Annotated in this window: 21 protein-coding genes; 5 read left to right on the top strand and 16 right to left on the bottom strand. The window is 69.5% G+C overall.

What is annotated here, in order from left to right; translation table 11 throughout:
- Positions 1 to 59: 59 nt before the first annotated feature.
- Genes TTY48_RS15495 through TTY48_RS15480 form a run of 4 tightly spaced genes read right to left on the bottom strand, consistent with a single transcriptional unit; the run spans position 60 to position 4,789 of the window.
- Positions 60 to 839, bottom strand: a complete 780-nt coding sequence (locus TTY48_RS15495) for a hypothetical protein (protein WP_220658331.1) — start codon at positions 837 to 839, stop codon at positions 60 to 62.
- Complete coding sequence (locus tag TTY48_RS15490) at positions 839 to 3,724, bottom strand: DEAD/DEAH box helicase (RefSeq protein WP_220658330.1); 2,886 nt, start codon at positions 3,722 to 3,724, stop codon at positions 839 to 841. The genes TTY48_RS15495 and TTY48_RS15490 overlap by 1 nt, the downstream gene beginning before the upstream one ends.
- A 2-nt stretch (positions 3,725 to 3,726) precedes the next feature.
- Positions 3,727 to 4,350 carry a GNAT family N-acetyltransferase gene (locus TTY48_RS15485; protein ID WP_220658329.1) on the bottom strand — a complete coding sequence of 208 codons (624 nt, stop codon included), beginning with the start codon at positions 4,348 to 4,350 and terminating at the stop codon, positions 3,727 to 3,729.
- A gap of 10 nt (positions 4,351 to 4,360) precedes the next feature.
- On the bottom strand, positions 4,361 to 4,789 hold the full coding sequence (locus TTY48_RS15480) for a thioesterase family protein (protein ID WP_220658328.1): 429 nt from the start codon (positions 4,787 to 4,789) through the stop codon (positions 4,361 to 4,363).
- 123 nt (positions 4,790 to 4,912) lie between these two features.
- On the opposite strand from TTY48_RS15480, the gene TTY48_RS15475 reads away from it, so the two are divergent.
- Positions 4,913 to 5,668 (top strand): hypothetical protein, encoded by a 756-nt coding sequence (locus TTY48_RS15475; RefSeq protein WP_220658327.1) that lies wholly within the window; start codon positions 4,913 to 4,915, stop codon positions 5,666 to 5,668.
- 114 nt (positions 5,669 to 5,782) lie between these two features.
- Entirely contained in the window at positions 5,783 to 9,523 is a 3,741-nt protein-coding gene (locus TTY48_RS15470) for a multifunctional oxoglutarate decarboxylase/oxoglutarate dehydrogenase thiamine pyrophosphate-binding subunit/dihydrolipoyllysine-residue succinyltransferase subunit (RefSeq protein WP_220658326.1), read from the top strand.
- 71 nt (positions 9,524 to 9,594) lie between these two features.
- Here the strand turns inward: TTY48_RS15470 and TTY48_RS15465 are convergent, their stop codons facing one another.
- Positions 9,595 to 10,242, bottom strand: a complete 648-nt coding sequence (locus tag TTY48_RS15465; RefSeq protein ID WP_220658325.1) for a TetR/AcrR family transcriptional regulator — start codon at positions 10,240 to 10,242, stop codon at positions 9,595 to 9,597.
- A 122-nt stretch (positions 10,243 to 10,364) separates the two neighbouring features.
- On the opposite strand from TTY48_RS15465, the gene TTY48_RS15460 reads away from it, so the two are divergent.
- Positions 10,365 to 11,192 (top strand): SDR family oxidoreductase, encoded by an 828-nt coding sequence (locus TTY48_RS15460; protein ID WP_220658324.1) that lies wholly within the window; start codon positions 10,365 to 10,367, stop codon positions 11,190 to 11,192.
- Between the two features lie 3 nt (positions 11,193 to 11,195).
- Here the strand turns inward: TTY48_RS15460 and TTY48_RS15455 are convergent, their stop codons facing one another.
- Positions 11,196 to 12,095, bottom strand: a complete 900-nt coding sequence (locus TTY48_RS15455) for a hypothetical protein (protein ID WP_220658323.1) — start codon at positions 12,093 to 12,095, stop codon at positions 11,196 to 11,198.
- A 90-nt stretch (positions 12,096 to 12,185) separates the two neighbouring features.
- On the opposite strand from TTY48_RS15455, the gene corA reads away from it, so the two are divergent.
- Together corA and TTY48_RS15445 are read left to right on the top strand one after the other, a co-directional pair.
- Entirely contained in the window at positions 12,186 to 13,262 is a 1,077-nt protein-coding gene (gene corA, locus TTY48_RS15450; protein ID WP_220658322.1) for a magnesium/cobalt transporter CorA, read from the top strand.
- 42 nt (positions 13,263 to 13,304) lie between these two features.
- Positions 13,305 to 14,117: a hypothetical protein gene (locus TTY48_RS15445; RefSeq protein WP_220658321.1), complete on the top strand. Its 813-nt coding sequence runs from the start codon at positions 13,305 to 13,307 to the stop codon at positions 14,115 to 14,117.
- On the opposite strand, the gene TTY48_RS15440 is transcribed toward TTY48_RS15445, so the two are convergent.
- The 10 genes from TTY48_RS15440 to TTY48_RS15395 form a co-directional block, all read right to left on the bottom strand.
- A complete protein-coding gene (locus tag TTY48_RS15440; protein WP_220658320.1) occupies positions 14,114 to 14,743 on the bottom strand; it encodes a suppressor of fused domain protein in 630 nt (209 codons plus the stop codon). The genes TTY48_RS15445 and TTY48_RS15440 overlap by 4 nt on opposite strands.
- Positions 14,744 to 14,770: 27 nt before the next feature.
- Entirely contained in the window at positions 14,771 to 15,643 is an 873-nt protein-coding gene (locus tag TTY48_RS15435) for a chromosome partitioning protein ParB (protein ID WP_220658319.1), read from the bottom strand.
- Positions 15,633 to 16,313, bottom strand: coding sequence for a metallophosphoesterase (locus TTY48_RS15430; RefSeq protein WP_220658318.1), 681 nt, complete (start codon positions 16,311 to 16,313; stop codon positions 15,633 to 15,635). Before TTY48_RS15430 ends, TTY48_RS15435 begins: the two co-directional genes overlap by 11 nt.
- Positions 16,314 to 16,320: 7 nt before the next feature.
- The gene (locus TTY48_RS15425) at positions 16,321 to 17,502 is read right to left on the bottom strand and encodes an ABC transporter ATP-binding protein (protein ID WP_220658317.1); all 1,182 of its coding nucleotides are present in this window, start codon (positions 17,500 to 17,502) and stop codon (positions 16,321 to 16,323) included.
- 28 nt (positions 17,503 to 17,530) lie between these two features.
- Positions 17,531 to 18,364 (bottom strand): carbohydrate ABC transporter permease, encoded by an 834-nt coding sequence (locus TTY48_RS15420; RefSeq protein WP_220658316.1) that lies wholly within the window; start codon positions 18,362 to 18,364, stop codon positions 17,531 to 17,533.
- A 10-nt stretch (positions 18,365 to 18,374) separates the two neighbouring features.
- Positions 18,375 to 19,313: a carbohydrate ABC transporter permease gene (locus TTY48_RS15415; protein ID WP_255585697.1), complete on the bottom strand. Its 939-nt coding sequence runs from the start codon at positions 19,311 to 19,313 to the stop codon at positions 18,375 to 18,377.
- Positions 19,310 to 20,761, bottom strand: coding sequence for an extracellular solute-binding protein (locus TTY48_RS15410; protein ID WP_304941251.1), 1,452 nt, complete (start codon positions 20,759 to 20,761; stop codon positions 19,310 to 19,312). Before TTY48_RS15410 ends, TTY48_RS15415 begins: the two co-directional genes overlap by 4 nt.
- Before the next feature lie 148 nt (positions 20,762 to 20,909).
- Complete coding sequence (locus TTY48_RS15405) at positions 20,910 to 21,653, bottom strand: TetR/AcrR family transcriptional regulator (protein ID WP_220658315.1); 744 nt, start codon at positions 21,651 to 21,653, stop codon at positions 20,910 to 20,912.
- 51 nt (positions 21,654 to 21,704) lie between these two features.
- Positions 21,705 to 22,703 carry a diiron oxygenase gene (locus TTY48_RS15400; protein WP_220658314.1) on the bottom strand — a complete coding sequence of 333 codons (999 nt, stop codon included), beginning with the start codon at positions 22,701 to 22,703 and terminating at the stop codon, positions 21,705 to 21,707.
- 291 nt (positions 22,704 to 22,994) lie between these two features.
- A complete protein-coding gene (locus tag TTY48_RS15395) occupies positions 22,995 to 23,516 on the bottom strand; it encodes a general stress protein (protein ID WP_220658313.1) in 522 nt (173 codons plus the stop codon).
- Positions 23,517 to 23,542: the final 26 nt, after the last annotated feature.

Genomic DNA, 23,542 nt, shown 5'->3' with positions numbered 1-23,542 from the left:
CCCGCACCGACAAGTTCCGCGATCGCCACGGCCCGGCGCCGGAACCTCACCGGGCACCGTCAGCGCGGATCGCGCAGCCGGTCGTACAGCTCGGCGAGCTCGTCCTGCGCTTCGGCCACATCGGCGGGCTTCGTCCCCGTGCGGCGCAGCGCGGCGCGCAGCAGGGCCGGGTCCAACAGGGTCATCGCGTCGACGGGGCTCGGCTCGGGCAGGGGCGGGAGGTCCATGCCGTCGCCGTAGAAGGCCGCCGCGCCCGCATCCCATTCGTCCTCGGCCGACGGTGCCGCCACCGGCGCCGGACGGGCCGCCCCCGCCGGTTCACGCCCCGATGCCGCGACCCGCGCGAGCAGGCCCGCGAGCGGGACACCGGCGAAGTCGAGGACGAGGCTGGGATCGAGGTCGGCGGCCGCGCAGAACTCGTAGGTCAGCGCGAGCGCGTGCACACAGGCGCCGCTCTCGTCGGGGCACGCGCAGCTGACCTCCACATCGGAGGCCGTCTCCGGCAACACCAGATCTCCCAGGGCCCGGCCGAGATCGCCCCGGGTCACCCCGAGCAGTTCGCCGGTGGCGCCCTGCGCCACCAGCAGCGACACCACCGCCGCCGGATCACCCGGGATCCGGGACAACCCCACGCCGAACGGATCGAGCTGGCTGCCCTGCACCGTCGCGGTGATCGAGGCCGGCACCACCGCCAGCGAGAACACCTGATGCTCCTGATAGAGCCGCCGCGCGTACTGCACCTTGCGGCGCTCGGTGACCTCCTCGCGCTGCGCGATCAACCGCCGCGTGAACCAGGTGCCGCCCATCGGCCGCGCCGTATCCCGCGCGCGCCGCGCCATCAGAGCGCCGCCGCATCGTCGCGCAGGGCGATCAGCTCGTACAGCTCATCGTTGTTCAGCTCGGTGAGCCAGGCCTCGCCGGTCTGCACCGTCATGTCCGACAGCTCCCGCTTGGCCGCGATCACCCCGTCGATCCGCTCCTCCAGCGTGCCCGCGCACACGAACTTGCGCACCTGCACGGCTCTGGTCTGCCCGATCCGGAAGGCCCGGTCGGTGGCCTGGTTCTCGACCGCCGGATTCCACCAACGATCCACGTGCACCACATGATTCGCAGCCGTGAGGTTCAGTCCGGTACCGCCCGACTTCACCGTGGCCACCAGGACCGGAGCACCGTCGCCCGCCTGGAACCGCTCGACCATCGCGTCCCGATCGCGGCGCGGCACCGAACCGTCGAGCACCGGGACCTCCGCGCCGAGCAGCCCGGTGAGCCAGGGCTGCAGCATCCGCGCGAACTCGGCGTACTGGGTGAACACCAGCGCCCGCTCACCGTCGGCGGCAACGGTCTCCAGGATGTCGGCGAGCAGTTCCACCTTGCCCGACCGGTGCTGCCCGCGGCGCAGCAGCGGCGAGCCGTCGTCCAGGTAGTGCGCCGGGTGGTTGCACACCTGCTTGAGCCGGGTGAGCGAGGCCAGCACCAGCCCCCGCCGGAGCATCCCCTCGGACCGGCGGAGCTCCTCGACGAGGCGGTTCAGCACCGCCTGGTACAGGCCCGCCTGCTCCGGCGTGAGCGAGGCGCGAATGGTGAACTCCGCCTTCTCCGGAAGCTCCGGAGCGATATCCGGATCGGTCTTCACCCGGCGCAGGATGAACGGCGAGGTGAGCGACGTGAGCCGCCGCGCCGCAGCCCGGTCCTGTTCCCGTTCGATCGGCATCGCGAACCGATTGCGGAAGGTCCGGGCGGAGCCGAGCAGTCCCGGATTCACCAGATCGATCACCGCCCGCAGGTCCTCCAAACGGTTCTCGACGGGCGTGCCGGTGAGGGCCACCCGGTGCGCCGCCGGAATCGCCCGCAGCGCCTTGGCCGCGGCCGTGTTCACGTTCTTCACGTGCTGCGCCTCGTCGACCACGATGCGGCCCCACCGCAAGGCCGACAGCAGCTCCCGGTCACGGGAGGCCAGCGCGAAGGTGGTGATCACGATGTCCGCCTCCGCGACCGCCGCGGCGAAGGCCTCCCCGGAGGCGCGGTCGGAGCCGTGGTGCACCAGCACCCGCAGGCCCGGTGCGAACCGCTGAGCCTCGGCGGCCCAGTTCCCCACCACCGACATCGGGCACACGATCAGCGTAGGAGCCGGGGCATCGACCGCCGCATCGCCGCGCTCGTGACACAGCAGCGCGAGCACCTGGATCGTCTTCCCGAGCCCCATGTCATCGGCGAGTACCGCACCGATCCCGCTGCGCCACAACGTGACCAACCATTCCAGACCGCGCAGCTGGTAGGGCCGCAGCTCGGCCTTCAAGGCCGACGGCGCGGTCACCGTCGCGGGGGCGATGGTGCCACCCCGGTACACCGAGTCGAGCCAGCCGAGACCGTCCACCGCGACCAACGGCGCCGGCAGCGCGGCGGGGTCGGCGATGAGGCCGAGCAGGTCACCGAGGTCGTGCGCCGTGCCGTCCTCCTTGGCCTTGCGCTGCTCGGCCACGAAGCGCGCCGCGTGCGCCAACGTGCGCCGGTCCGCGCGTACCCAGCGGCCACGCACCTTGACCAGCCCGGACATGGTGTTCGCGAGACCGGCCAGCTCGCTGGCCGTGAGCACCGCATCGCCCACGGCGAGCTGCCAGGCGAAATCCTTGATCTCGGCGAGCCCGGCCTGCACCGTGAGCGCGGTGCGGCCGGGCTGCTCGCGACCGGTGAGCCGCAGCGCCGGCCGCACCGTGGCGATCGAGGTGGGCAGCAGCACCTCGTACCCCGCCTTGGTCAAGCCCGGAGCCCCCTCCAGGAACAGGGCCTCCGCCTCGCCTGTGGTGAGCAGGAAGTCCAGCGAACCCGGGTCCTGCCGAACACCTTTGAGTGGCGGGTACACCGCGAGGGCGCGGGCGAGCTCGCTCGCCAGGTCGTCCAGGTCGACGGGGCTCATCCGCACCGGATCGGCACGGACGGGAGCCGCCCCCGGCACCCGCCGGCACACCTCCAGCCGCCACGGCGCATCCGCCGGAGCGGTCACCGGGTCGATCTCGCCGGGCCGCTTACCGTCGGGTTCGATCAGCCGGAGCACCAGCAGGGTCTCGGCGGAGCGGACGCTGCCCGACCACTCGGTCCACGCCGCGGGTGCGCCGGCGTCGGCGACCCTGTCCGCAGCGAGCGGCTCACCGTCGACCAGGGCGCGCAGGGACGGCGCCGCCACCCAGTCCCACGGCCCCGCGCCGAGCCTCCGGCGCGCGTACCGGTCCGTGAGCTCGGCCGCCATGTCCAGGATCGCGGCCAGGTCTCCCCCGCGCCGCAACGCGGCGGGCATCGCCGCGGCGGCGGTCTGCACCCAGGTGCGCCACTGCACCGATTCCAGTGGGGCCCACCGCACCAGCCACTCGCCGTCGTCGCTGCGCAGCACCGGGGTGACCGCACCGATCGCCACGAACCGCTCCACCGACTTCGCCACCCACCGCAGGTAGCGCAGGTCGCCACCGCCGTCGTCCGGGCCGAGCTCGTCGAGCAGTGCGGCGGCCCGCTCGGGGCCGAGCGTGAGCACGGGCGCGACGAGCTGCCCCTGCGGGCCGGCGACGGTGGTGGAGCGGCGTGGCCTACGGTCGCCGAGGACAGCGGCCACCGGCGCGGGGAGCACCGCGGGATCGGGTTCGGCGGTGGGCTCACCGAGATCGTCGGAGAACCACAACGCCAGGCCGAGCCCGGGACGCCAGAGCCCGTGCGCGGCCGCCTGGGGGCGAGGCACGGCTACTCCGCCACAGCGCGATACGCCTCGTGCCGGTGGCGCAGACGGTGCTGCAGGTGCGACCGCACGGCCGGCCACTCGTGCCGGAGGATGGAGAAGAGCACCGCATCGAGCAGTGCGCCGTTGCGGTAGCGCTTGTTGCTGCGCAGCACGCCGTCCTGCTTGGCTCCGAGCCGCGCGATGGCCTCCCGCGACTGGGTGTTCACCCACTGCGTACGCAGGCCGATGCACTCACAGCCGAGCGTGTCGAAGGCGTGCTCGAGGAGCAGCAGCTTCGATTCGGCGTTGGTGCCCGTGCCGTGCGCGGAGGCGCGGTTCCAGGTGTAACCGATCTCCATCCGGGGCACGTCGGGATCGATGTCGTAGTAGGTGGTCATGCCCAGCACCCGGCCCGCCGTGTCGATCGCAGTGAACGGGATCATCTGCCCGTTCGCCTGCAGATCCAGCCGGCGGTCGATCTCGGCCGCGAGCCCGGACGGTGCCGGGACGGAGGTGTACCAGCGGTCCCACAGCTGCCCGTCCTCGAGCGCTTCGAGCAGACCGTCGTAATGGTCGTGCGACAGCGGGGCCAGAGTGACCAGGTGCCCGGTGAGCGTGACCGGCTGCAGCGGGGTGGAGAACGCCATGCAGCGGAGACTACGCGTCGCCACCGACACGGAGCCGACCGAGCGCGGCCCGCAGGCCGTCCGGGATCGGCGTGGGCCGGCGGGTCCCGCGGTCGACGAAGACGTGCACGAACCAGCCCTCCGCCGCGGCCTCGCCGTTCTCGGCGAAGAGCGTCACGGCGTAGGTCACGCTGGAGCCACCGAGCCGGGTGACGGCCAGACCCGCCGTCACCCGCTCCGGGAAGGCCAGCGGGGCGTCGTAGCGGCAGTGAGATTCCACACAGAGCCCGATGGTCGGGCCCGCATGGATGTCCAGGCCGCCCTCCCGGATCAGATAGGTGTTGATCACCGTGTCGAAGAAGCTGTAGTAGTCGACGTTGTTGACGTGCCCGTATACGTCGTTGTCCTTCCACCGGGTGGGGATCTCGAGGGTGTACGGCTGCTCGTCGATGCTCGGCACGGGTCGCACCCTACGCGGCGAGCCCACCCCGGTCCGTCCGGACGGGGAATGAATATCGCGTTGCAGTGGTAACAAGGGGTGGAGAGCGGTGCCCGCTGCGGGCGCCCAGCTACGGAGGTCATCATGGCGAAACAGCCCGCCAACATCGAGCCCAACGTGCCCGCCACCCGTGACGGCGGCGGCGTGCTGGGCTCCGTCATCGATCGCGCCGCCCGGCTCCAGGCCCCCGCGGTGGCGAAGTACGTCACGAGCCTGCGCGAGGCGCACCCGGACGAGAGTCCGGCGCAGATCATCGGGCGGATCGAGAAGCGCTACCTGCTCACCGTGACCGGCACCGGCGGCGCTGCGGGCGCCACCGCCGCCGTCCCGGGCGTGGGCACCCTGGCCGCGATCGGGACCGTCGGCGCCGAGACCGTGGTCTTCATGGAGGCCTCCGCGCTGTACGCCCTGGCCGTGGCCGACGTCTACGGCATCTCGCCCGACGATCGCGAGCTGCGCAAGGCGCTCGTGCTCACCGCGGTACTCGGCGAGGCGGGTCTCGGTGCCCTGCGCACCACTGTCGGGGCCAAGAACGCCACCCTGATGAACCTGAAGAAGAACCCCACCCAGCTCCCGGGCCTGGGCAACCTCAACAAGCAGCTGATGAAGATGTTCAGCCGGCGGTTCCTGGCGAAGAAGTCGCCGCTGGTCCTCGGCAAGCTGCTCCCCGCGGGCATCGGCGCCGTGGTGGGCGCGGGCGGCAACCGCGTGCTGGGCAAGGGCGTCATCAAGAACTCCCGGAACGCCTTCGGTCCGGTCCCGACCACGTGGCCGTCCCCCGGCCTGCGGGTCGTCGAGGGCTCGGTGGCCGAGCCCGGCGGGACGGCGTTACCGGAGTAACCCGCCGCACGAATTACGCGGTGGACTACCCTGGACCACGCAGATTTGCGCCGACTGCGATCCGGTTCGGCGCACGCATGATACGACGATGATGAATCGAGGCGAGGACCTGCCGTGAGCAGCAGTTCTGTATCGGATTTCGGCCAAAACGAGTGGCTGGTCGAGGAGATGTACGAGCGGTTCAAGGCCGACCCGAATTCGGTCGACCCGAGCTGGCACGATTTCCTCTCCAAGTATCAGCCCGGCGGCACCGACGCCGCGGCGAACGGTAGCGCTCCCAGCGCACCCGCCGCGCCGAAAGCCCCCGCTGCTCCGGCCCCCGCGGCCGCCGCACCCGCGGTGGCCGCACCCGCGGTGGCCGCGCCGGCGAAGACCACGGAGTCCACGCTGACTCCGGCGCCCTCCGCCCCGGTGACCCCGGCACCGTCCTCGCCGGCCAAGCCCGCTCCCGCACCGAAGACCCCCGCAGCGGCCGAGTTCCCCGCCGAGGAGGAGCATCAGGTGCTCCGCGGCGCCGCGAACGCCGTGGTCAAGAACATGAACGCGAGCCGTGAGATCCCGACGGCCACGTCGGTCCGCGCGATGCCGGTCAAGGTCATGTTCGACAACCGCGTGGTGATCAACAACCACCTCGCGCGCACCCGCGGCGGCAAGATCAGCTTCACCCACATCCTGGGATACGCGCTGGTCCAGGGCGTCAAGGCGTTCCCGAACATGAACCGGCACTTCGCCGAGATCGACGGTAAGCCGAACGCGGTCACCCCGCCCCACGTCAACCTCGGCATCGCGATCGACCTGGTGGGCAAGAACGGCAGCCGCAGCCTCGTGGTGGCCGGCGTCAAGGGCGCCGAGACCATGGACTTCTCGCAGTTCGTGGCCGCCTACGAGGACATCGTGCGCCGCGCCCGCAACGGCAAGCTGACCGCGGAGGACTTCGCGGGCGTCACCATCTCGCTGACCAACCCCGGCGGCATCGGCACCGTGCACTCGGTGCCGCGCCTCATGGTGGGCCAGGGAGCGATCATCGGTGTGGGCGCCATGGAATACCCCGCCGAGTTCCAGGGCGCCAGCGAAGAGAAGATCGCCGACCTCGCCGTCGGCAAGCTCACCACGCTGACCTCCACGTACGACCACCGCATCATCCAGGGCGCCGAGTCCGGCGACTTCCTGCGGTACGTCCACGAGCTCACCCTGAGCGACGAGTTCTGGGACGACATCTTCCGCACCCTGCACGTGCCCTACGAGCCCGTGCGCTGGCGTCGCGACATCCCGCCGCACGGCATCGACAAGGACGCCCGCGTCCTCGAGCTGATCGCGGCGTACCGCGCCCGCGGCCACCTGATGGCCGATGTGGACCCGCTGCGCTTCAACAACGACAAGCTCGAATCGCACCCCGACCTCAACGTGCTCACCTACGAGCTCACGCTGTGGGACCTGGACCGCACCTTCAACGTGGGCGGATTCCACGGTGAAGACCGGCTCAAGCTGCGCAAGGTGCTGTCGGTGCTGCGCGATGCGTACTGCCGCCACGTGGGCATCGAGTACGCGCACATCCTCGAGCCCGAGCAGCAGAAGTGGTTGCAGGAGCGCGTGGAGACCAAGGACACCAAGCCCACGGTCGCCGAGCAGAAGTACATCCTGTCCAAGCTCAACGCCGCCGAGGCCTTCGAGACCTTCCTGCAGACCAAGTACGTCGGCCAGAAGCGCTTCTCGCTGGAGGGCGCCGAGTCGGTCATCCCGATGATGGACGCCGTGCTGGACCAGGCCGCCGAGCACTCGCTCGACGAGGTCGTCATCGGCATGCCGCACCGCGGCCGCCTCAACGTGCTGGCGAACATCGTCGGCAAGCCGTACAGCAAGATCTTCACCGAGTTCGAGGGCAACCTGAACCCGGCGCAGGCGCACGGCTCGGGCGACGTGAAGTACCACCTCGGCGCCGAGGGCAAGTACTACCAGATGTTCGGCGAGAACGAGATCACCGTCTCGCTGGTGGCCAACCCCTCGCACCTCGAGGCGGTCGACCCGGTGCTCGAGGGCATCGTGCACGCCAAGCAGGACATGAAGAACCCGCCCGAGGGCGTGCACCCCGTGATGCCGCTGATGCTGCACGGCGATGCGGCCTTCGCCGGACAGGGCGTGGTGGCCGAGACGCTGAACATGGCGAACCTCGACGGATTCTCCAACGGCGGCACGATCCACATCGTGGTGAACAACCAGGTGGGCTTCACCACGTCGCCGGAGAACTCGCGCAGCTCGCAGTACTGCACCGACGTCGCGAAGATGATCGGCGCGCCGATCTTCCACGTCAACGGCGACGATCCCGAGGCCTGCGTGTGGGTGGCCAAGTTGGCCGTCGACTTCCGTGAGCGCTTCCACAAGGACGTCGTGATCGACCTCGTCTGCTACCGCCGCCGCGGTCACAACGAGGGCGACGACCCGTCGATGACGCAGCCCGGCATGTACGACGTGATCGACACCAAGCGCGGTGTCCGCAAGTCCTACACCGAGGCCCTCATCGGCCGTGGCGACATCTCCACCAAGGAGGCCGAGGACGCGCTGCGCGACTACCAGGGCCAGTTGGAGCGGGTCTTCAACGAGGTCAAGGAGCTGGAGAAGTTCCAGGCCGAGCCCGCCCCGTCGATCATCGCCGACCAGCCGCTGCCGAGTTCGCTGGTGACGGCCGTGCCGCTCGAGCAGCTGCAGCGCATCGGCGACGCGTACGCCAACGTCCCCGAGGGCTTCACCGTGCACCCGCGCGTGGCCCCCGTGGTCAAGCGCCGCTTCGAGATGTCGCGCGACGGCGGCGTCGACTGGGCCTTCGGCGAGCTGCTCGCCTTCGGCACCCTGCTGGAGGAGGGCCGCACGGTCCGCCTCGCCGGCCAGGACAGCCGCCGCGGCACGTTCACGCAGCGCCACGCGGTGCTGATCGACCGGCAGACCGGCGCGGAGTACACCCCGCTCGATCACCTCGGCGAGGACGGCGCGGAATCGCCCGGCCGGTTCATGGTCTACGACTCGGCACTCACCGAGTTCGCGGGCCTGGGCTTCGAGTACGGCTATTCGGTGGCCGACGAGTCGGCGCTGGTGTGCTGGGAGGCGCAGTTCGGCGACTTCGTCAACGGCGCGCAGTCGATCATCGACGAGTTCATCAGCTCGGGCGAGGCCAAGTGGGGCCAGACCTCCGGTGTCACGCTGCTGCTCCCCCACGGCCACGAGGGTCAGGGCCCCGATCACACGTCGGCCCGCATCGAGCGGTTCCTGCAGCTGTGCGCCGAGGGTTCGATGACGGTCGCGATGCCGTCGACCCCCGCGTCGTACTTCCACCTGCTGCGTCGTCACGCCCTCGACGGTGTGCGCCGCCCGATGGTGGTGGCCACGCCGAAGTCGATGCTGCGCAACAAGGCCGCGGTGAGCCCGCTGGAGGACTTCACCACGGGCAAGTTCCGTTCGGTGATCGACGACCCGAGCTTCGAGGTCGAGGGCGGCAACCGCGACGGCGTCACCAAGCTGCTGCTGGTCTCGGGCAAGCTCTACTACGAGCTCGAGGCCCGGCGGAAGAAGGACAAGCGCGACGACGTGGCGATCATCCGCCTGGAGCAGCTGTACCCGCTCCCCTCGCGCCGTCTGCCGGCCACGCTCGACAAGTACCCGAACGCCACCGATGTGCGGTGGGTGCAGGAGGAGCCGGCCAACCAGGGTGCATGGCCGTTCTTCGGCCTGGAGCTGCCGCAGCTCGACGGACGGCTCGTGGGCATCAAGCGCGTCTCGCGACGCGCGATGTCGGCACCGTGCTCGGGTTCGTCGAAGGTGCACGCCGTGGAGCAGGCACAGATCATCGACGAGGCCTTCGCCTGATCGACTGAATCACGATGCAGGGCCGGTCTTCCCACGGGGAGGGCCGGCCCTCGTCGTCGGTGCGGGCCGCGCTAGACCAGATCGAGGCCGACGGCTCCGGCCATGCCGACGAACATCGTCGCGAGGTGATCGACCACCTCGTCACGCGTCATCTCGGCGAAACCGGCGTTCTCGTCGAGCCATTGCACGAGGGTCTCCTCGACCACCGCGATCCAGCCGTGCACGGCGAGGACGAACCGGGTCGATCGTTCGATGCCGATGTTCTCGGCCTGCTGTACGAACTGATCGACGATCTGCTCGCGGACTGATTTCACGGCGGTCCGGATCCGCGGCTCCGACCAGCTGACGCCGGCGAGCATCGGCAGCAGGGACTGCCGGTTCTCCATGATGTGATCGACGTAGGTTCCGAGGGTGGCGCTGAGGATCGGCATCACGTCGGCGATGTCCGCGGGATCGCGTTCCGGCGTGGCCACCTCGCCGACGATGCGGGCCTGCTCCTCGACCAGGGCCACCTGGAAGTCGAGCTTGGAGTCGAAGTAGTGGAACAGCAGACCGGCCGAGACGCCGGCCTGGCTGGCGATCTCCTCGATGGACACCTGTTCGAGCGCCTGGTGTTTGAGGCTCTGCAGGCCGAGGTCGATGAACTGCTGGCGCCGCGCCTGGGGGCTCAGTCGGGTGCGCTTACGCCCCACCGCGGCTGCCACGGACTTTCTGGTCACCTACTGAATGCTACTCAATAGGTCGTTGACATATGCCCGTTCCCGACCCTACTGTCGAGTAAGTACGCCGGGTTCCGGCGCATCAGTGCAGCTCAGCTTGGACAAATGTGAGGATTTCCACCATGAAGAGTTTCCGCGGCAAGGTCGCCGTCATCACCGGCGCCGCCTCCGGCATGGGCCGCGAGCTGGCCCTGCAGCTCGCCGATGAGGGCGCCAAGCTGTCGCTCTGCGATTACGATCCCGCCGGCCTGGAGGAGACCGCCGAGCTCGCCCGCGCCCGTGGCGCCGAGGTGCACACCAAGGTGGTCAATGTCGGTGAGCGCGAACAGCTCCTGGCCTACGCCGACGATGTGGTCGCGCACTACGGCACCGTCAACCTGCTGTTCAACAACGCCGGCATCGCGCACCACGAGCCCGTCGAGACCACCTCGTTCAAGGACTACGACCGGGTCATGGACATCGACTTCTGGGGCGTGGTCAACGGCACCAAGGCCTTCCTGCCGCACCTGATCGCCTCCGGCGACGCACACATCATCAACACCAGCTCCCTGTTCGGCCTGCTCGGTGTGGGCGGCCAGAGCGCCTACAACGCCGCCAAGTTCGCGGTGCGCGGGTTCACCGAGTCGCTGCGGATCGAGATGCTCGCCAGCGATCACAACGTGGGCGTCACCTGCGTGCACCCCGGCGGCATCAAGACCGCCATCGCCCGCAACGCGACCGTCGCCGAGGGGAAGAACCAGGCCGCCAGCGCTGAGATGTTCGATAAGTACCTCGCTCGCACCGAGGCCGACGACGCCGCCCGCGTCATCCTCAACGGGGTCAAGAAGAACCGCGGCCGCGTCCTGATCGGCGCCGACGCCAAGATCATCGACGTTCTCGTACGAGTGGGCGGCTCGGCGTACCAGCGGGTGAACGCGCTGGTCGATTCCCAGCTCAACAAGCGCCTCTAGCGGTCAGTGCAGCGGGTGATCGGCGCCCCAGGCGTCGGTCACCTGCTCCACGGTCTTCTCCCCCGACCGCACCTTCTCGACCATCGCGGCCAGATCGATCGTGGTCAGCTCGCCTGCGATCGCCGAGAGTCGCTTGTTCTGCTGCACCGTGACGCCGTCCCGGCGGAACAGCGGCACCACGGCGCGCGCGGGCACCGTCGAATCCGGGTCGGCAACCTGGTTGAGCTGCTGCGCCGCGGCCGTCAGTGTGCCCAACTGCGCGAGCCCGGCGCGCCCCTCGGCCACCTCGCGGGCGGCGGCGGCATCGTCGGCCACCATCGTCACCGGCCCCACGGAACAGCCGTAGCGTCCGCCGAGGTCGGTGGGGGTGCCCTGCGGGACCGCCACCGGCCCGGTCAGCCCCTCGCAGTCGCGCAGGCTCGCCGGGGCGGCGCCGGGCCGGGAGTACAGCATCGGCTGGTCGAGCGCGAGCGTCGGGTCACCGAGCCCGAGCCCCTCGGGGAGCACGGCGCTGAGCGCGACGAACTGGGCGTCCCACTGCGCCTTCGAATCCTTCTCCTCGGCGGCACGCGCCGTCGGCAGGGGCGCCCCGGGCCGGTAGCGGTCCCACAGCGCGCCGGTCAGCGCGGGGGCCACCGTGACCTCGCCCCGCTCCACCGCGGCCACGGCGGCGTCGCCGGGGCCGATTCCGAGCCGAGTATCGACCGGCGTACCGATGCCGCGGAGCGCGTTCGCGTAGATCAGGCCCTCGATCCGGGAGGCGATGTCGTCGGAGGTCGCCAGGGTCACGGTGCCGGTGCTCGTCCGGGGGCCGAGATCGGAGGCGTCGCCGGCATCGGCGCAGCCGGCGAGGGCCGCCGCGAGCAGGGTCGCGGCGCCGAGGCGCAGGATCGGACTTCTCACGCCCTCTTTCTACCCGGCCTCCCGCCACGGTGGGGAATCCGCCCGCCCGCGGGCACCGCGAACGCCGTTCGGCGGGTCTAATATCAGCGCATGCCCTCGATGCCGTCCCTACCCCGGGCGGGTACGCCGCGCCGCGATGCCGTCGTGCCCCGAGTGCCCGTCCCGGTCGCACGCGCCGTGGTCGACTGCGGTGTGTACGTCGACGGTGAGCGCCTTCCGGGCCGGTTCACCTACGTCGAGGCCATCGAGGAGGTGCGCCGCCGCGGTGAGGGCTACGTGTGGGTGGGCATGCTCGATCCCGATCAACACCAGATGGACGAGGTGGCCCGGGTTTTCGGGCTGCACCCGCTGACGGTCGAGGACACGCTGGTCACCCATACCCGTCCCAAGGTCGACCGGTTCGACGACAACCTCTTCCTCATCCTCAAGACGGTCAACTACGTGGGTCACGACCGCACCGACCCGATGGCCCGCCTGATCGAGATGGGCGAGGTCATGGTGCTCGTCGGCCCCGACCACGTGATCACGGTGCGGCACGGCGAGCACGGCAGCCTGCGCCGGGTGCGGCGGAACCTGGAGGCCAACCCCGAGCTGCTCCGGCTCGGTCCGTCGGCCGTGATGCACGCCGTGGCCGACCACGTGGTGGACACCTACGTGGCCGTCTCCGATCTGCTGGAGGACGATATCGACCGGGTGGAGGAGGAGGTCTTCCGCGCCCGCTCCCGGATCCAGGTCGACGAGATCTACCAGCTCAAGCGCGATGTGGTGGAGCTGCGCCGCGGTATTCATCCGCTCTCGCACGCGCTCAAGCGGCTCACCTGCGATTTCGACGACATCATCCCCACCGAGATCCGGCGCTACTTCTCGGACGTGGTCGATCACCAGTCGATGGTGGCCGATCACGTGGAGACCTACAACGATGTGCTCAGTTCGCTGATCGACGCCGCGCTGGCGAAGATCGGGATGCAGCAGAACGAGGACATGCGCAAGATGTCGGCGATCATCGGCCTGGTCGCGGTGCCCACGATGATCGCCGGGATCTACGGCATGAACTTCGACAACATGCCCGAACTGCATTGGAGCTATTCCTATTACGCCGTGCTGGCCGTGATGCTGCTGGCCTGTCTCGGGCTGTTCGTCACGTTCCGCAGGATCAAGTGGCTCTGACCGCACCGGTGTGGTGATCTGAACCATCGGTACGCTCAGCTCATGATCCGTGAGCTGTGGGACCGCCGGAGCGAGCTCTGGGCCCGGGGGAACGACGGTGCGCCCGCCCACGTGTGGGTGGCGCGCAGCGCCGCGTTCGGCCTGGTCGCCGCCGCGTGGTCCACGTGGGGCGGCACGGTCGGGCAGTTCGTCCCGCAGAATCCGGTGGTCGACTTCCTCCTGAAGAACTCGACCAAGGCGCTGATCGCCCTCTACCTGCTGTACGCCGCGCGCTCGAAGCCGCGCGCCGTAGTCGCCGTCCTGGTGATCGTCGCGAGCATCATCGGTGGCGACATCGTGACCAGGCTGTCCACGCAGTGGATCCTGACCATGATGAGCGCCCCGGACTACTCCGGCGGCCTCGCGTCCGATCCCGTGTACTGGTTCATCCAGGTCTCCGGCGGGATCCTCAATCTCGTCATGATCTGGGCCGCCTGGGGCATCGCGCGACGGCGCAGTACGGCGTGGGTGTGGTCGCTGCCCGTCCCGATGCTGTTCACGGTGCTCGTGCCGCTGTGGTTGCAGAACAACCTCGAGTGGGTCGGCGAGACGTCGAACCGCGTCCAGCTCGCGAACCTGCTCGTCGGCGTGCTGCCCGCGGTCGTGTCGATCCTGGCGGGGTGGGCCGCGGACGTCGCCTTCGGTTCCGCGCCGCCGGAGCAGCAGGTTCCGATCGCCGCGGAACCGACCGTGCCGGAGGGCATGGTCGCCGTGCCGCGATCGGCTACCGATGGCGTCGCCGAGGATCCGCTCTTCGGGGCGGCGCCGCCGGACGATCCGCTGTTCGGGCCACCGGATCCGGCCGACCGCGGCTAGACCTCGCGGGCCGCGGGACGTCCGGGGTCCGACGGGTCGATGCCCGCCTCGGACCATGCCTCACGGAGTGCCGCAGCGCCTTTCAGCCGTACCCACGCCGCCTCGTTCGCGGTGATCGGATCGGCTCGCAGGAAGCGCACCGGCTCTCCGTCGCGCTCCAGGTCGGGCACCGTCGACTCGCCCAGCAGGACCGCGGTGAACGGGGCACCGGCCCAGAGCGGCGAGCCCAGGTCGACGAGCGCGTCGGGTGCCAGCACCAGTCCCTCGACCGACGGCGAGGCTCCGAGGATCGCGACCGCACGGTGCACCCCGTCGAGCGCCGCGCCCGGACCGTCGGCGGCGGGAGGGGTCGACCCGGCCCGCTCGCTCCGCTCCCGGCGCCGTAGTTCGAGGACGACTTCCGCGCGCGGGCCGTCGTCCGCGGCCACGATGGCGTTCGGATCGGTCATCGGGTGGCGAGAGCAGCCGAGGCTGGCGAAGGCGACGGTGCCCTCGCCCACCCAGCGCAGCACCGTCATCGGCTCCAGGCCGAGGAAGGTCACCGATGCCGAGGCGGGCGGCGCGAAACCCCGCCCGTCGTAGTGCGCCGACAGGTGCGCCCGGACGTCGTCCACCACGGAAGTCACGGCTTCGATCCTACGAGCCCGCCCCGGTCAGAAGAATTGCCCCGGCTGCCAGGGCTTGCGGGTGGTGCGCTCGCCCACCTCATCGATGATCTCGGGGCTCCACTCGTGGCTGCGCACCAGCCGGTACCGCTCGCACGCCACGAACAGGTACACCTCGGCGTCGGTGGCCTGCGCCATGATTCCCGCATCCCGGGCCATGGCCACCACGGGGCTGAACTCGTCGCGGTACCAGCGGTCCGCGACCTCTTCCCGGGACAGGTACTGGCCGGTCTCCTGGACGAGCCGGAACCCCCAGGCCTCCACCGATTCGGCGAGCACCGAGTAGTCCCAGGCGTTGGTCATCCGGATGCGGTCGCGGGCCTCCCCCGTGAGCGGCACGCGCTCCAGGAACAGCCGGCGGTGGTCCTTGAGCAACAGGTCCGAGCGGACCGCGATGCCGTCGGCGCCCACCCGGGTCACCACCTCGGTGACGTAGGCGTCGATCGTGGTGAAACCCCGCGCGAAGGCGATGGACACGCGGTGGTGCCCGTCCACCACGAAGTACATGTCGCCGATCTTCTTCACCTCGATCGGCGGCATGGCCTCACCCCGCCGCTGCGCCGCCGCGAGCCGCTGCCAGCGCGCCCGCAGGGCGGGTGTACGGGGACGGAAGTACCGGTCGAAATCCCGTGTGCGATCGACACTGCCGACGATCTGTGCGGTCGGGATCACCTGCAGTCCGAGGTTGCGCTCGGAGACCATGCCGAGCGCGCCGACCACCTCGTCGTAGGGCAGCACGTCGTTCACGTCGCCGGGCCGTCGACGGATCCAGGCGGCGAGGCGCGCGATCTCCGCGCGGCGGCGGGACCGCTCGAAGTCCGAGCGGGCGTCCTCGTCGGGGAAGCCGGTGTCACGCGCCACGTCGTCGCTCCCGGATGGTGTAGGCCCCGGGCGATCCGGGGGTGATGTCGAAGTAGGTGTAGCCCACGGTGTTCAGCACCGGAACGTCGGCGATCTCCAGGTCCGGTCCGGGCCGGCCGTGCGGGTGCACATGGCCGTGGACGAAGACCTGGGGGCGTAGCCGGCGTACGAGCGTACCGAGGGCCGCGAAGCCGCGGTGCGGCGCGTCCTCACCGTCGCCCACGCCCTGCGCCGGGGAGTGCGCGAGGACCACGTCGACGGTGGGCCGACGCCATAGGGAGGCGAGCCACAGGCGCCAGGCCCGACGACGCTGCTGCCCCTGAGTCCACTGATTCGCCCCCGACCGGTAGCGGATCGAGCCGCCGAGGCCCGCCACCGTCAGCCCGCAGACGGTGACGATGCGCCCGTCCGCGTTCACGCCACCCCGCGGGCCGGGCGGTTCCTCCGGCAGGCCTCCGCGCACGTATCCCCCACGGGTGCGGCGGTATCCGCGGTGATCCGGATCGTGATTGCCCGGGACGAAGACGCACGGCACGCCGTACCGGTCGACCAGCGCTTCCAGGTACTCGCCGGTCAGGTCCCCCGCGCCGAGGATCAGGTCGGGCCGCAACGTCGAGGAGGCCAGGGCCAGGCCCGGGACCTCCTCGTCGCTGACGGCGAGCACGCGCACCGCGATGCTAGAGAGCCAGGTTGACGCCGGTCGAACGGTCGAAGACGGAGATCTTCGCCGGGTCGTAGTACAGGTCGACGTCGGCGCCGCGGGCGGCGGTGGAGTCGGCGGACAGGCGCGCGACGATCTCGTCGACACCGTCGAGGGGGGCCGACTGTCCGTCGGGGGTCAGGTCGGCGAGGGCATCGACGCGACCTGTCGCGGAGGGCACCGAGAAGTGCACGAACTTGTCCGAGCCCATCGATTCGAGGACGTCGACCTTCGCGGTGAAGGTGAGGCCGCCGACCCGCTGGTTCGGGTCGAGCAGGCGGGCGTCCTCGAAGTGCTCGGGGCGGATACCCACGGTCACCTCGCCGTTCTTGTTGCCCGCGGCGGAGGCTTTCTCGGCCAGGGCGGGGGCGTCGAGGAGCAGGATCTCGCCGAGTGCGGTGTCGATGCCCACGGAGGTGAGGCGGCCGGGTACGAAGTTCATCGCGGGCGAGCCGATGAATCCGGCGACGAACAGGTTGTTGGGGCGGTCGTAGAGATCCTGCGGTGCACCGATCTGCTGAACATCGCCGCTCTTGAGCACCACGACGCGGTCGCCGAGGGTCATCGCCTCGGTCTGGTCGTGCGTGACGTACACCATGGTGGTGCCCAGGCGCTTCTGCAGCCGGGAGACCTCGGTGCGCATCTGCACGCGCAGCTTGGCGTCGAGGTTCGACAGCGGCTCGTCCATGAGGAAGGCCTTGGGGCTGCGGACGATCGCGCGGCCCATCGCCACGCGCTGGCGCTGGCCGCCGGAGAGCTGCGAGGGCCGGCGGTCGAGGTGCTGCGTGAGGTCGAGGGTGCGCGCGGCGTCCTCGACGGCGGCGTTGACCTGATCCTTGGGCAGCTTCGCGAGCTTGAGCGGGAAGGCGATGTTCTCGCGCACCGTCATGTGCGGGTACAGCGCGTAGGACTGGAAGACCATCGCGATATCGCGGTCCTTGGGCGCCTTCTCGTTCATCCGCTCGCCGCCGATGCGCAGCTCACCGCCGGAGATGTCCTCCAGGCCGGCGATCATGTTGAGCGTGGTCGACTTGCCGCAGCCCGAGGGCCCGACGAGGATCACGAACTCGCCGTCGGCGATCTGCAGGTTGATGTCGCTGACGGCGGTGCTGCCGTCGGGGTAGGTCTTGTTGACGTGGTCCAGGACGATGTCAGCCATAGTTTTGCTCCTTGAGTACTTTCCGGCGTCAGCCCTTGACCGCGCCGGAGGTCAGACCGGCCACGATCCGTCGCTGGAAGATCAGCACGAAGATGATGATGGGGATGGTCACGATCACCGCTGCCGCGGAGATGGAACCGGTGGGAGTTTCGAATTCGCTGCTGCCGGTGAAGTTCACGATCGCCACCGGGGCGGTGATCGACGAATCCGTCGCGGTCAACGACAACGCGAACAGCAGATCGTTCCAGCAGAAGATGAACACCAGGATGGCCGCGGTCACCACGCCCGGGGCGGCGAGCGGCGCGATCACCTGGCGGAAGGCCTGCGCCGGGGTGGCGCCGTCCATCTTCGCGGCCTTCTCCAGCTCCCAGGGGATCTCGCGGAAGAACGCCGAGAGTGTGTACACCGTGAGCGGCAGCGCGAAGGTGATGTACGGCAGGATCAGGCCGGGCCAGGTGTCGAACAGGCCGATCTTGCGCTCGATGTTGAACAGCGGCGAGATCAGCGAGACCTGCGGGAACATCGCGATCAGCAGCGCCGCGCCCACGAACAGCTTCTTGCCCGGGAACTGCAACCGCGCCACGGCGTACGCGGCGAACATGCCGATGATCACGGCGATCACCGTGGAGATCAGCGCGATGCCGATCGAGTTCACCAGCGGCCGCACGAATCCGTTGCCGGAGAAGATCGCGGTGTAGTTCTCCCACGTCGGGTTGGTCGGGATCAGTTTCCCGTCGCCGACGGTGGCGACCGGCTTGAACGACAGCGAGATGATCCACAGCACGGGGATCAGCGCGTAGGCGATCACCAGAAGGTCGATCGCGCTCCAGGCCAGCTTGCGGCCGGCGGTATTGGCAGCCATATCGTTTCCCCTACCGTCGATCGTCCGAGTCGGACCCCGGCACGGCGGTGCCGAACGCCTTGATGAAGATGAACGCGATGATCGCGACGCAGATGAAGATCAGCACCGAGATCGCCGATCCCACACCCAGGTTGAAGGCCTTGAACAGGTTGTCGTACCCCAGGATCGATACCGACCCCGTTCCGTTGCTGCCGTTGGTCAGGATGTAGATGTTGTCGAAGATCCGGAACGCGTCCAGCGTGCGGAACAGCAGCGCCACCAGGATCGCCGGCTTCATCAGCGGAATGATGATCTTGGTCAGGCGGGTCCACGGTCCGGCGCCGTCGAGCGCGGCGGCCTTGAGCAGATCGTCGGGCACCAGGGCCAGGCCGGAGAGCAGCAGCAGCGCCATGAACGGCGTGGTCTTCCACACCTCGGCCAGGATGATGATCGCCACCGACGGCCACTGCTCGGTGAGCGGGGCCGACCCGGTGGGCAGCAGGTTCGCAAGATAACCGGTCCCCGGAGTCCAGGCGTAGAACCAGGAGAACGCGGCGACCACGGTGACGATGCCGTACGGGATCAGCACCACGGTGCGCACCACGCCCTTACCGACGATGGTGCGGTGCATCACCAGCGCGATCGCCAGGCCGAGCACGAACTCGATCGCCACCGAGATCACGGTGATCAACGAGGTCATGCCCAGTGCCTGCCACCAGTAGCCGTCCTGCAGCACGGTGCCGTAGTTGCTGAAACCGACGAACTCGTCCTGGCCGGGAGCGGCCAGCGACGACTTCTGCAGGCTCAGCCAGAAGGCGTAGACGATCGGGTACGCCGTCACGGCCAGCATGACGATCGCGGCGGGGGCGATGAGCATCAGGCCCAGGCGCTTCTCCGCGCGCTGCCCCTCGCTCGCGGGAGCGGGGGCGGGTTCGATCCGCTCCACTGTGGCGGTCGGTCCGGATGTCATGGCACCAGGCCCTTTCCGTTCATGGCCTTCTCAGCGGCGTCGGTCAGCTTGTCCGCCAGCTGCTCCGGGTCCCACGAGCCCACGGGGGCGAGGGTGGCCTGGAGCAGGGTGGACATCGCCGTGTACTGCGGCGTGATGGGCCGGACCGCGGAGGTGTTCTCCTGCAACTGGTCCCGGATCAGCGTGGCCATCGGGTAGGCCTTGCGGAACTCCGGATCGTCGTACAGCTTCGGCAGCACCGGCGGGGTACCGCCCTTGACCGCGTACTTGCGCTCGGCCGACTCGTTGGTCAGGCAGGCCAGCGCTTCGAAGGCCTGCTTCTCGTACCGGGTGGTCTTCGCGACGGCGAAGTTGATGCCGCCCACCGTGGTCTTCGCCGGCTTGCCCGGGATCACCGACGGGTACGGCGCGAAGTCGAACTTCTGCCGTGTCAGGTTGTTGATCTCGTTGAGCTGGCCGACCGTGGGCTCCGGCGGGTTCTTATCGTCCTTCGCCGGATTGAGCAGCGCGTCGTACTTGGTGAGCTCGGGCAGGAAGGGCACCGAGCCGGCGGCGGCGTTCTGCTTGATGCCCGCGAACACGAAGGGCCAGTTCACCTGGAAGATCGCCTTGCCCGATTCCATCGCCAGGCGGGACTCGCCTTCCTTGAGCTGAGTGAACGACGGATCGCGGCCGGGTGCGGTGGCGATCGACTTCATGATGCTCAGCGCCTTGACGGTGGCGGCCCGGTGCTCCGGTGTGTCGGTGAGGGTCACCGTCTTGCCGTCGTCGGCCAGCATGCGGCCGCCCGCGCTCTCGAGCAGGGAGTTGAACCACACGACCACGCCCTCGTACTGCGCCGCCTGTGCTTCGATCTGGGTCGGCCCGCCGAGCGCGCCCGACTTACCCGCGTACTCCACCACCTGGTCCCAGGTGAGCTTCGGCGCGGCCGGACCGATCTTGCGGCCCAGCACCTTCTCCAGCGAGTCCTTGCGATACCAGAGCAGCTGCGTGTTGGTCCACGCCGGCGCGGCGTACTGCGTGTCCTGCCACATCGCCGTCTTCAGCGGGCCGGCGAGCACCGTCTTCTGCGCCGTGCGGGTGAGCGCCTCGGGCAGCGGCAGGATCCATCCCGCCTCCGCGAACTCGGCGGTCCAGTTCACGTCCAGGCCCATCAGGTCCATGGTCCGGTCGTTGCCGGTGGCGCGCCGGGCGAGCTGGAGGCGCTGATCGTCCGCACTCTTCGGCAGGGCGTGGCCGACCACCTTGTAGTCGGTGGTGGAACAGTCCTGCGCCACCTCCTTGACGAGCGTGGCGCCGTCGGCGGGGGCGTACACGTTGAGCGTGACGCCGTCCTCCTTCGCGCCGCAGCCCGCGAGGATGGTCACCCCCATCGTGGCGGCGAGGCCGGCAGCGGCCAGCTTCGCGGTTCGCCCAGGGGTGAACCCTGATCTCGGTCCGGTCGTCACGCGCCGCCTCCTAAAGCCGCCCCTCGACCGGAGGCGTCGCAGCACGAAAGCTAGCGGACGCGAGCGGTGAGGTGAACCACATTCGGCATTATCGTGCCAGATCGGGCGTCCGGATTGCGCAGAGCCCGGGAATCGCCCGACGGTGCCGTCATCCTCCGGACCGTGGGTCGGTGCCGGGGCGTTCGGTGAGCTGGTGCAGCACCGTGCTGAACTCGATGTCCGGGTCCACCTCGATCCCCACGCCTCGCGCGGCACCGTCGAGCACGAACCACGTGATGCCCGTGAGCGATTCGACCACCTCGGACCGGGTTTGGCCCCGGATCGGGGCCTCGCCGCGCACCCAGCTGGTGAGCGTGGCCTCCACCATCGTGAACACGACGAAGGGAACCGCCGCGAAGCCTGTGGCGTCGAGCCCCGTGAGTGCGGCGATGCCGTCGATGGTGGCGCGGGCGCGCGTCACGATGCGTTGTTTGAGATCGCTCATGGCATCGGGGGCGTCGGGCGCGGCCTCGGACGGACCGGAACGCAACAGGTCCACCAGGCGCGGATTGTCCTGCATCCAGCCGGCCGCCGAGGCGACCGAACGCCGCAGGATCTCCCGGAGACTTCCCGAGGAGATGTCGAGATCGGCCTCGAGTTCGGCGGCGAAAGCGTCGACGACGTAGCCGCGCAGCGCACGCGCGAGATCGTCTTTGCTCTTGAACTGGCGGTACACCACCGATTTCACGAGTCCGGCGCGGTCGGCGATGCGCTGCACCGAGATCGGGGCACCGGGCGCTGACTCCTCGACGAGCCCCGCCGCCGCGCGCAGGATCAGATCGCGGCGCTGCGAATTGTGTTCACGCCAGCGCAGCTCGTACCCGGAGCCGGGCTCCTCGGTGTGCGTGGCCATACCGGCCGATGCTACGCGTCACCGGCGCACCCCAGCGCGAGCCGCCGGCGATCACGCCACCTGCGCGGGACGGGTGGGCTCGCCCCGGTACCTGGCGTGATGTCCGTCGATCTTGAGCAGCTTCCAGATCCGTCGGCCCGTGGGCGTCATCAATCCGAGGTCGTCGGCCAGCGCCCGCATCTCGGCGAAGTAGTCGTTGAGGAGGGCCCGCGCGGTGGGGCCGCGCCAGAACGCCTCGCGGCGCACCTCGCGGGGCACCTCGAACTTCTCGAAGAACTCCTTCGGCGGGGTGAAGATCTCCCCCACCAGCCAGCGCATCGCGAGCGGGAAGGCCACGGCGCAGATCCGCTTCTGCCGCTTGGTCATCCCCTGCAGGTGCGCGTGCAGGAATTCGTGCGCGAAGGAGATGTGGCGGGCTTCCTCGGCCACGTGGATCTGCATGGTGCGCAGCACCAGCGGCGGAATGTCGCCACCGTGGCGCATGATCGCCTTCTGGTAGTGATCGATCGGCTCCTCACCACCGAGGATGCCCATGAACAGGATCACGTGCGCGTAGCCCCCGAGCACGCCGATCATCGGTGACGCGCGGCGGAATCGCTTGCGCATCCCCGGGACGTCCACATCGATGCGGTTCACCAGCTCCTGGAACATCTGGATGTGGTTGCACTCCTCCGTCATCTCGTGGAGGCAGTAGCGGAACTCCGGCGACTTGTTCGGGAGCTTCATGATGTACTGCATCATTCCGCGGATCAGGATGGACTCGAAGGCGGCACCCACCTTGATGGTGTTGGCCATCCGCCACTTCCCGATCTCGATCCGCCGCTCCAGCGGCAGGTCGCGGTACCACTGGGTGGCACCGAGCGAGTCGAGCGTCGGGGGCAGCACCCAGCGCGGGTCGTTCGGATCGAGCCGCAGCTCCGGGGAGTCCCAGTCGATGTCCAGGTAGGGATCGAATCGACGGTGCACCGAGCCGTCGGACAGATCGGCGAGCGTATCGACGTATCGCTGATCGAAGGCCGTGGCGCCGGTGCGCCCCAGGATGTCCGCCATGAGAGTCCTCCTCGTGATTTCTATCACCTCTCCGCAATTTAGCAGGACTCTGGGACTCGGTAAACAGCTTCCACGCGATCTTCACCGATGCCGCCGCCCCATCCACCCCCGCCAGCTCCCACCTGGGACGCGGCCTCCCCTACGTGTCATGGTCTCCCCCCTGCAGCCGACCCGGGGACGCCGTTGTTCGACGGGGAGACCACGCCCCGGCAGGGAGCTACGGTCCGCGAACGACGAAACGCCGCCCGCCACAAGTCACGTGGCGGGCGGCGTCATCGACCGCTGAAGCGGCTACTGGATGTTGAGGCGGGCGAGCATGTCGCGGGCCTGCTCGGCGTGGTGCGGATCGCACAGCACGTCGTAGCGACCGGCCACCAGCTGCATCGTCGAGGAGAAGTCCCGGGTCCCCCGGGACGCGGCGTAGGGCACGGCCGTCGTGATCAATCCGAAGATGACACCGCCGATGACACCCGCGATCACCGTCGAGAACAGGGCATCGCCGCCGCCCACGAAAAGCCCCACGAGCAGACCGAGGAACAGGCCCAGCCAGGCGCCCGAGCCGGCACCGGCACCGAGCACGCGTCCCCAGGTCAGGCGGCCCGTGATGCGCTCGACCTGCATCAGGTCGACACCCACGATGGTCACGTTCTCCACCGGGAACTGCTGATCGGAGAGGTAGTCCACGGCGCGCTGCGCCTCGGCGTAGGTGTTGTAGGAGCCGATCGGCCAGCCGTTCGGCTTCGTCGGGAGCCTGCGCCCACCGGCGGCCCCCGGTTGGTTCTGGCCCGCGGGTCCGGACAACGGATTGGACATTTCGGCGCCCTCCTTCGCATGCGACG

The sequence above is a fragment of the Tsukamurella sp. TY48 genome (assembly GCF_019656655.1).
GTDB classification, from domain to species: domain Bacteria; phylum Actinomycetota; class Actinomycetes; order Mycobacteriales; family Mycobacteriaceae; genus Tsukamurella; species Tsukamurella strandjordii.
This window is presented reverse-complemented; position numbering and strand designations above follow the sequence as displayed.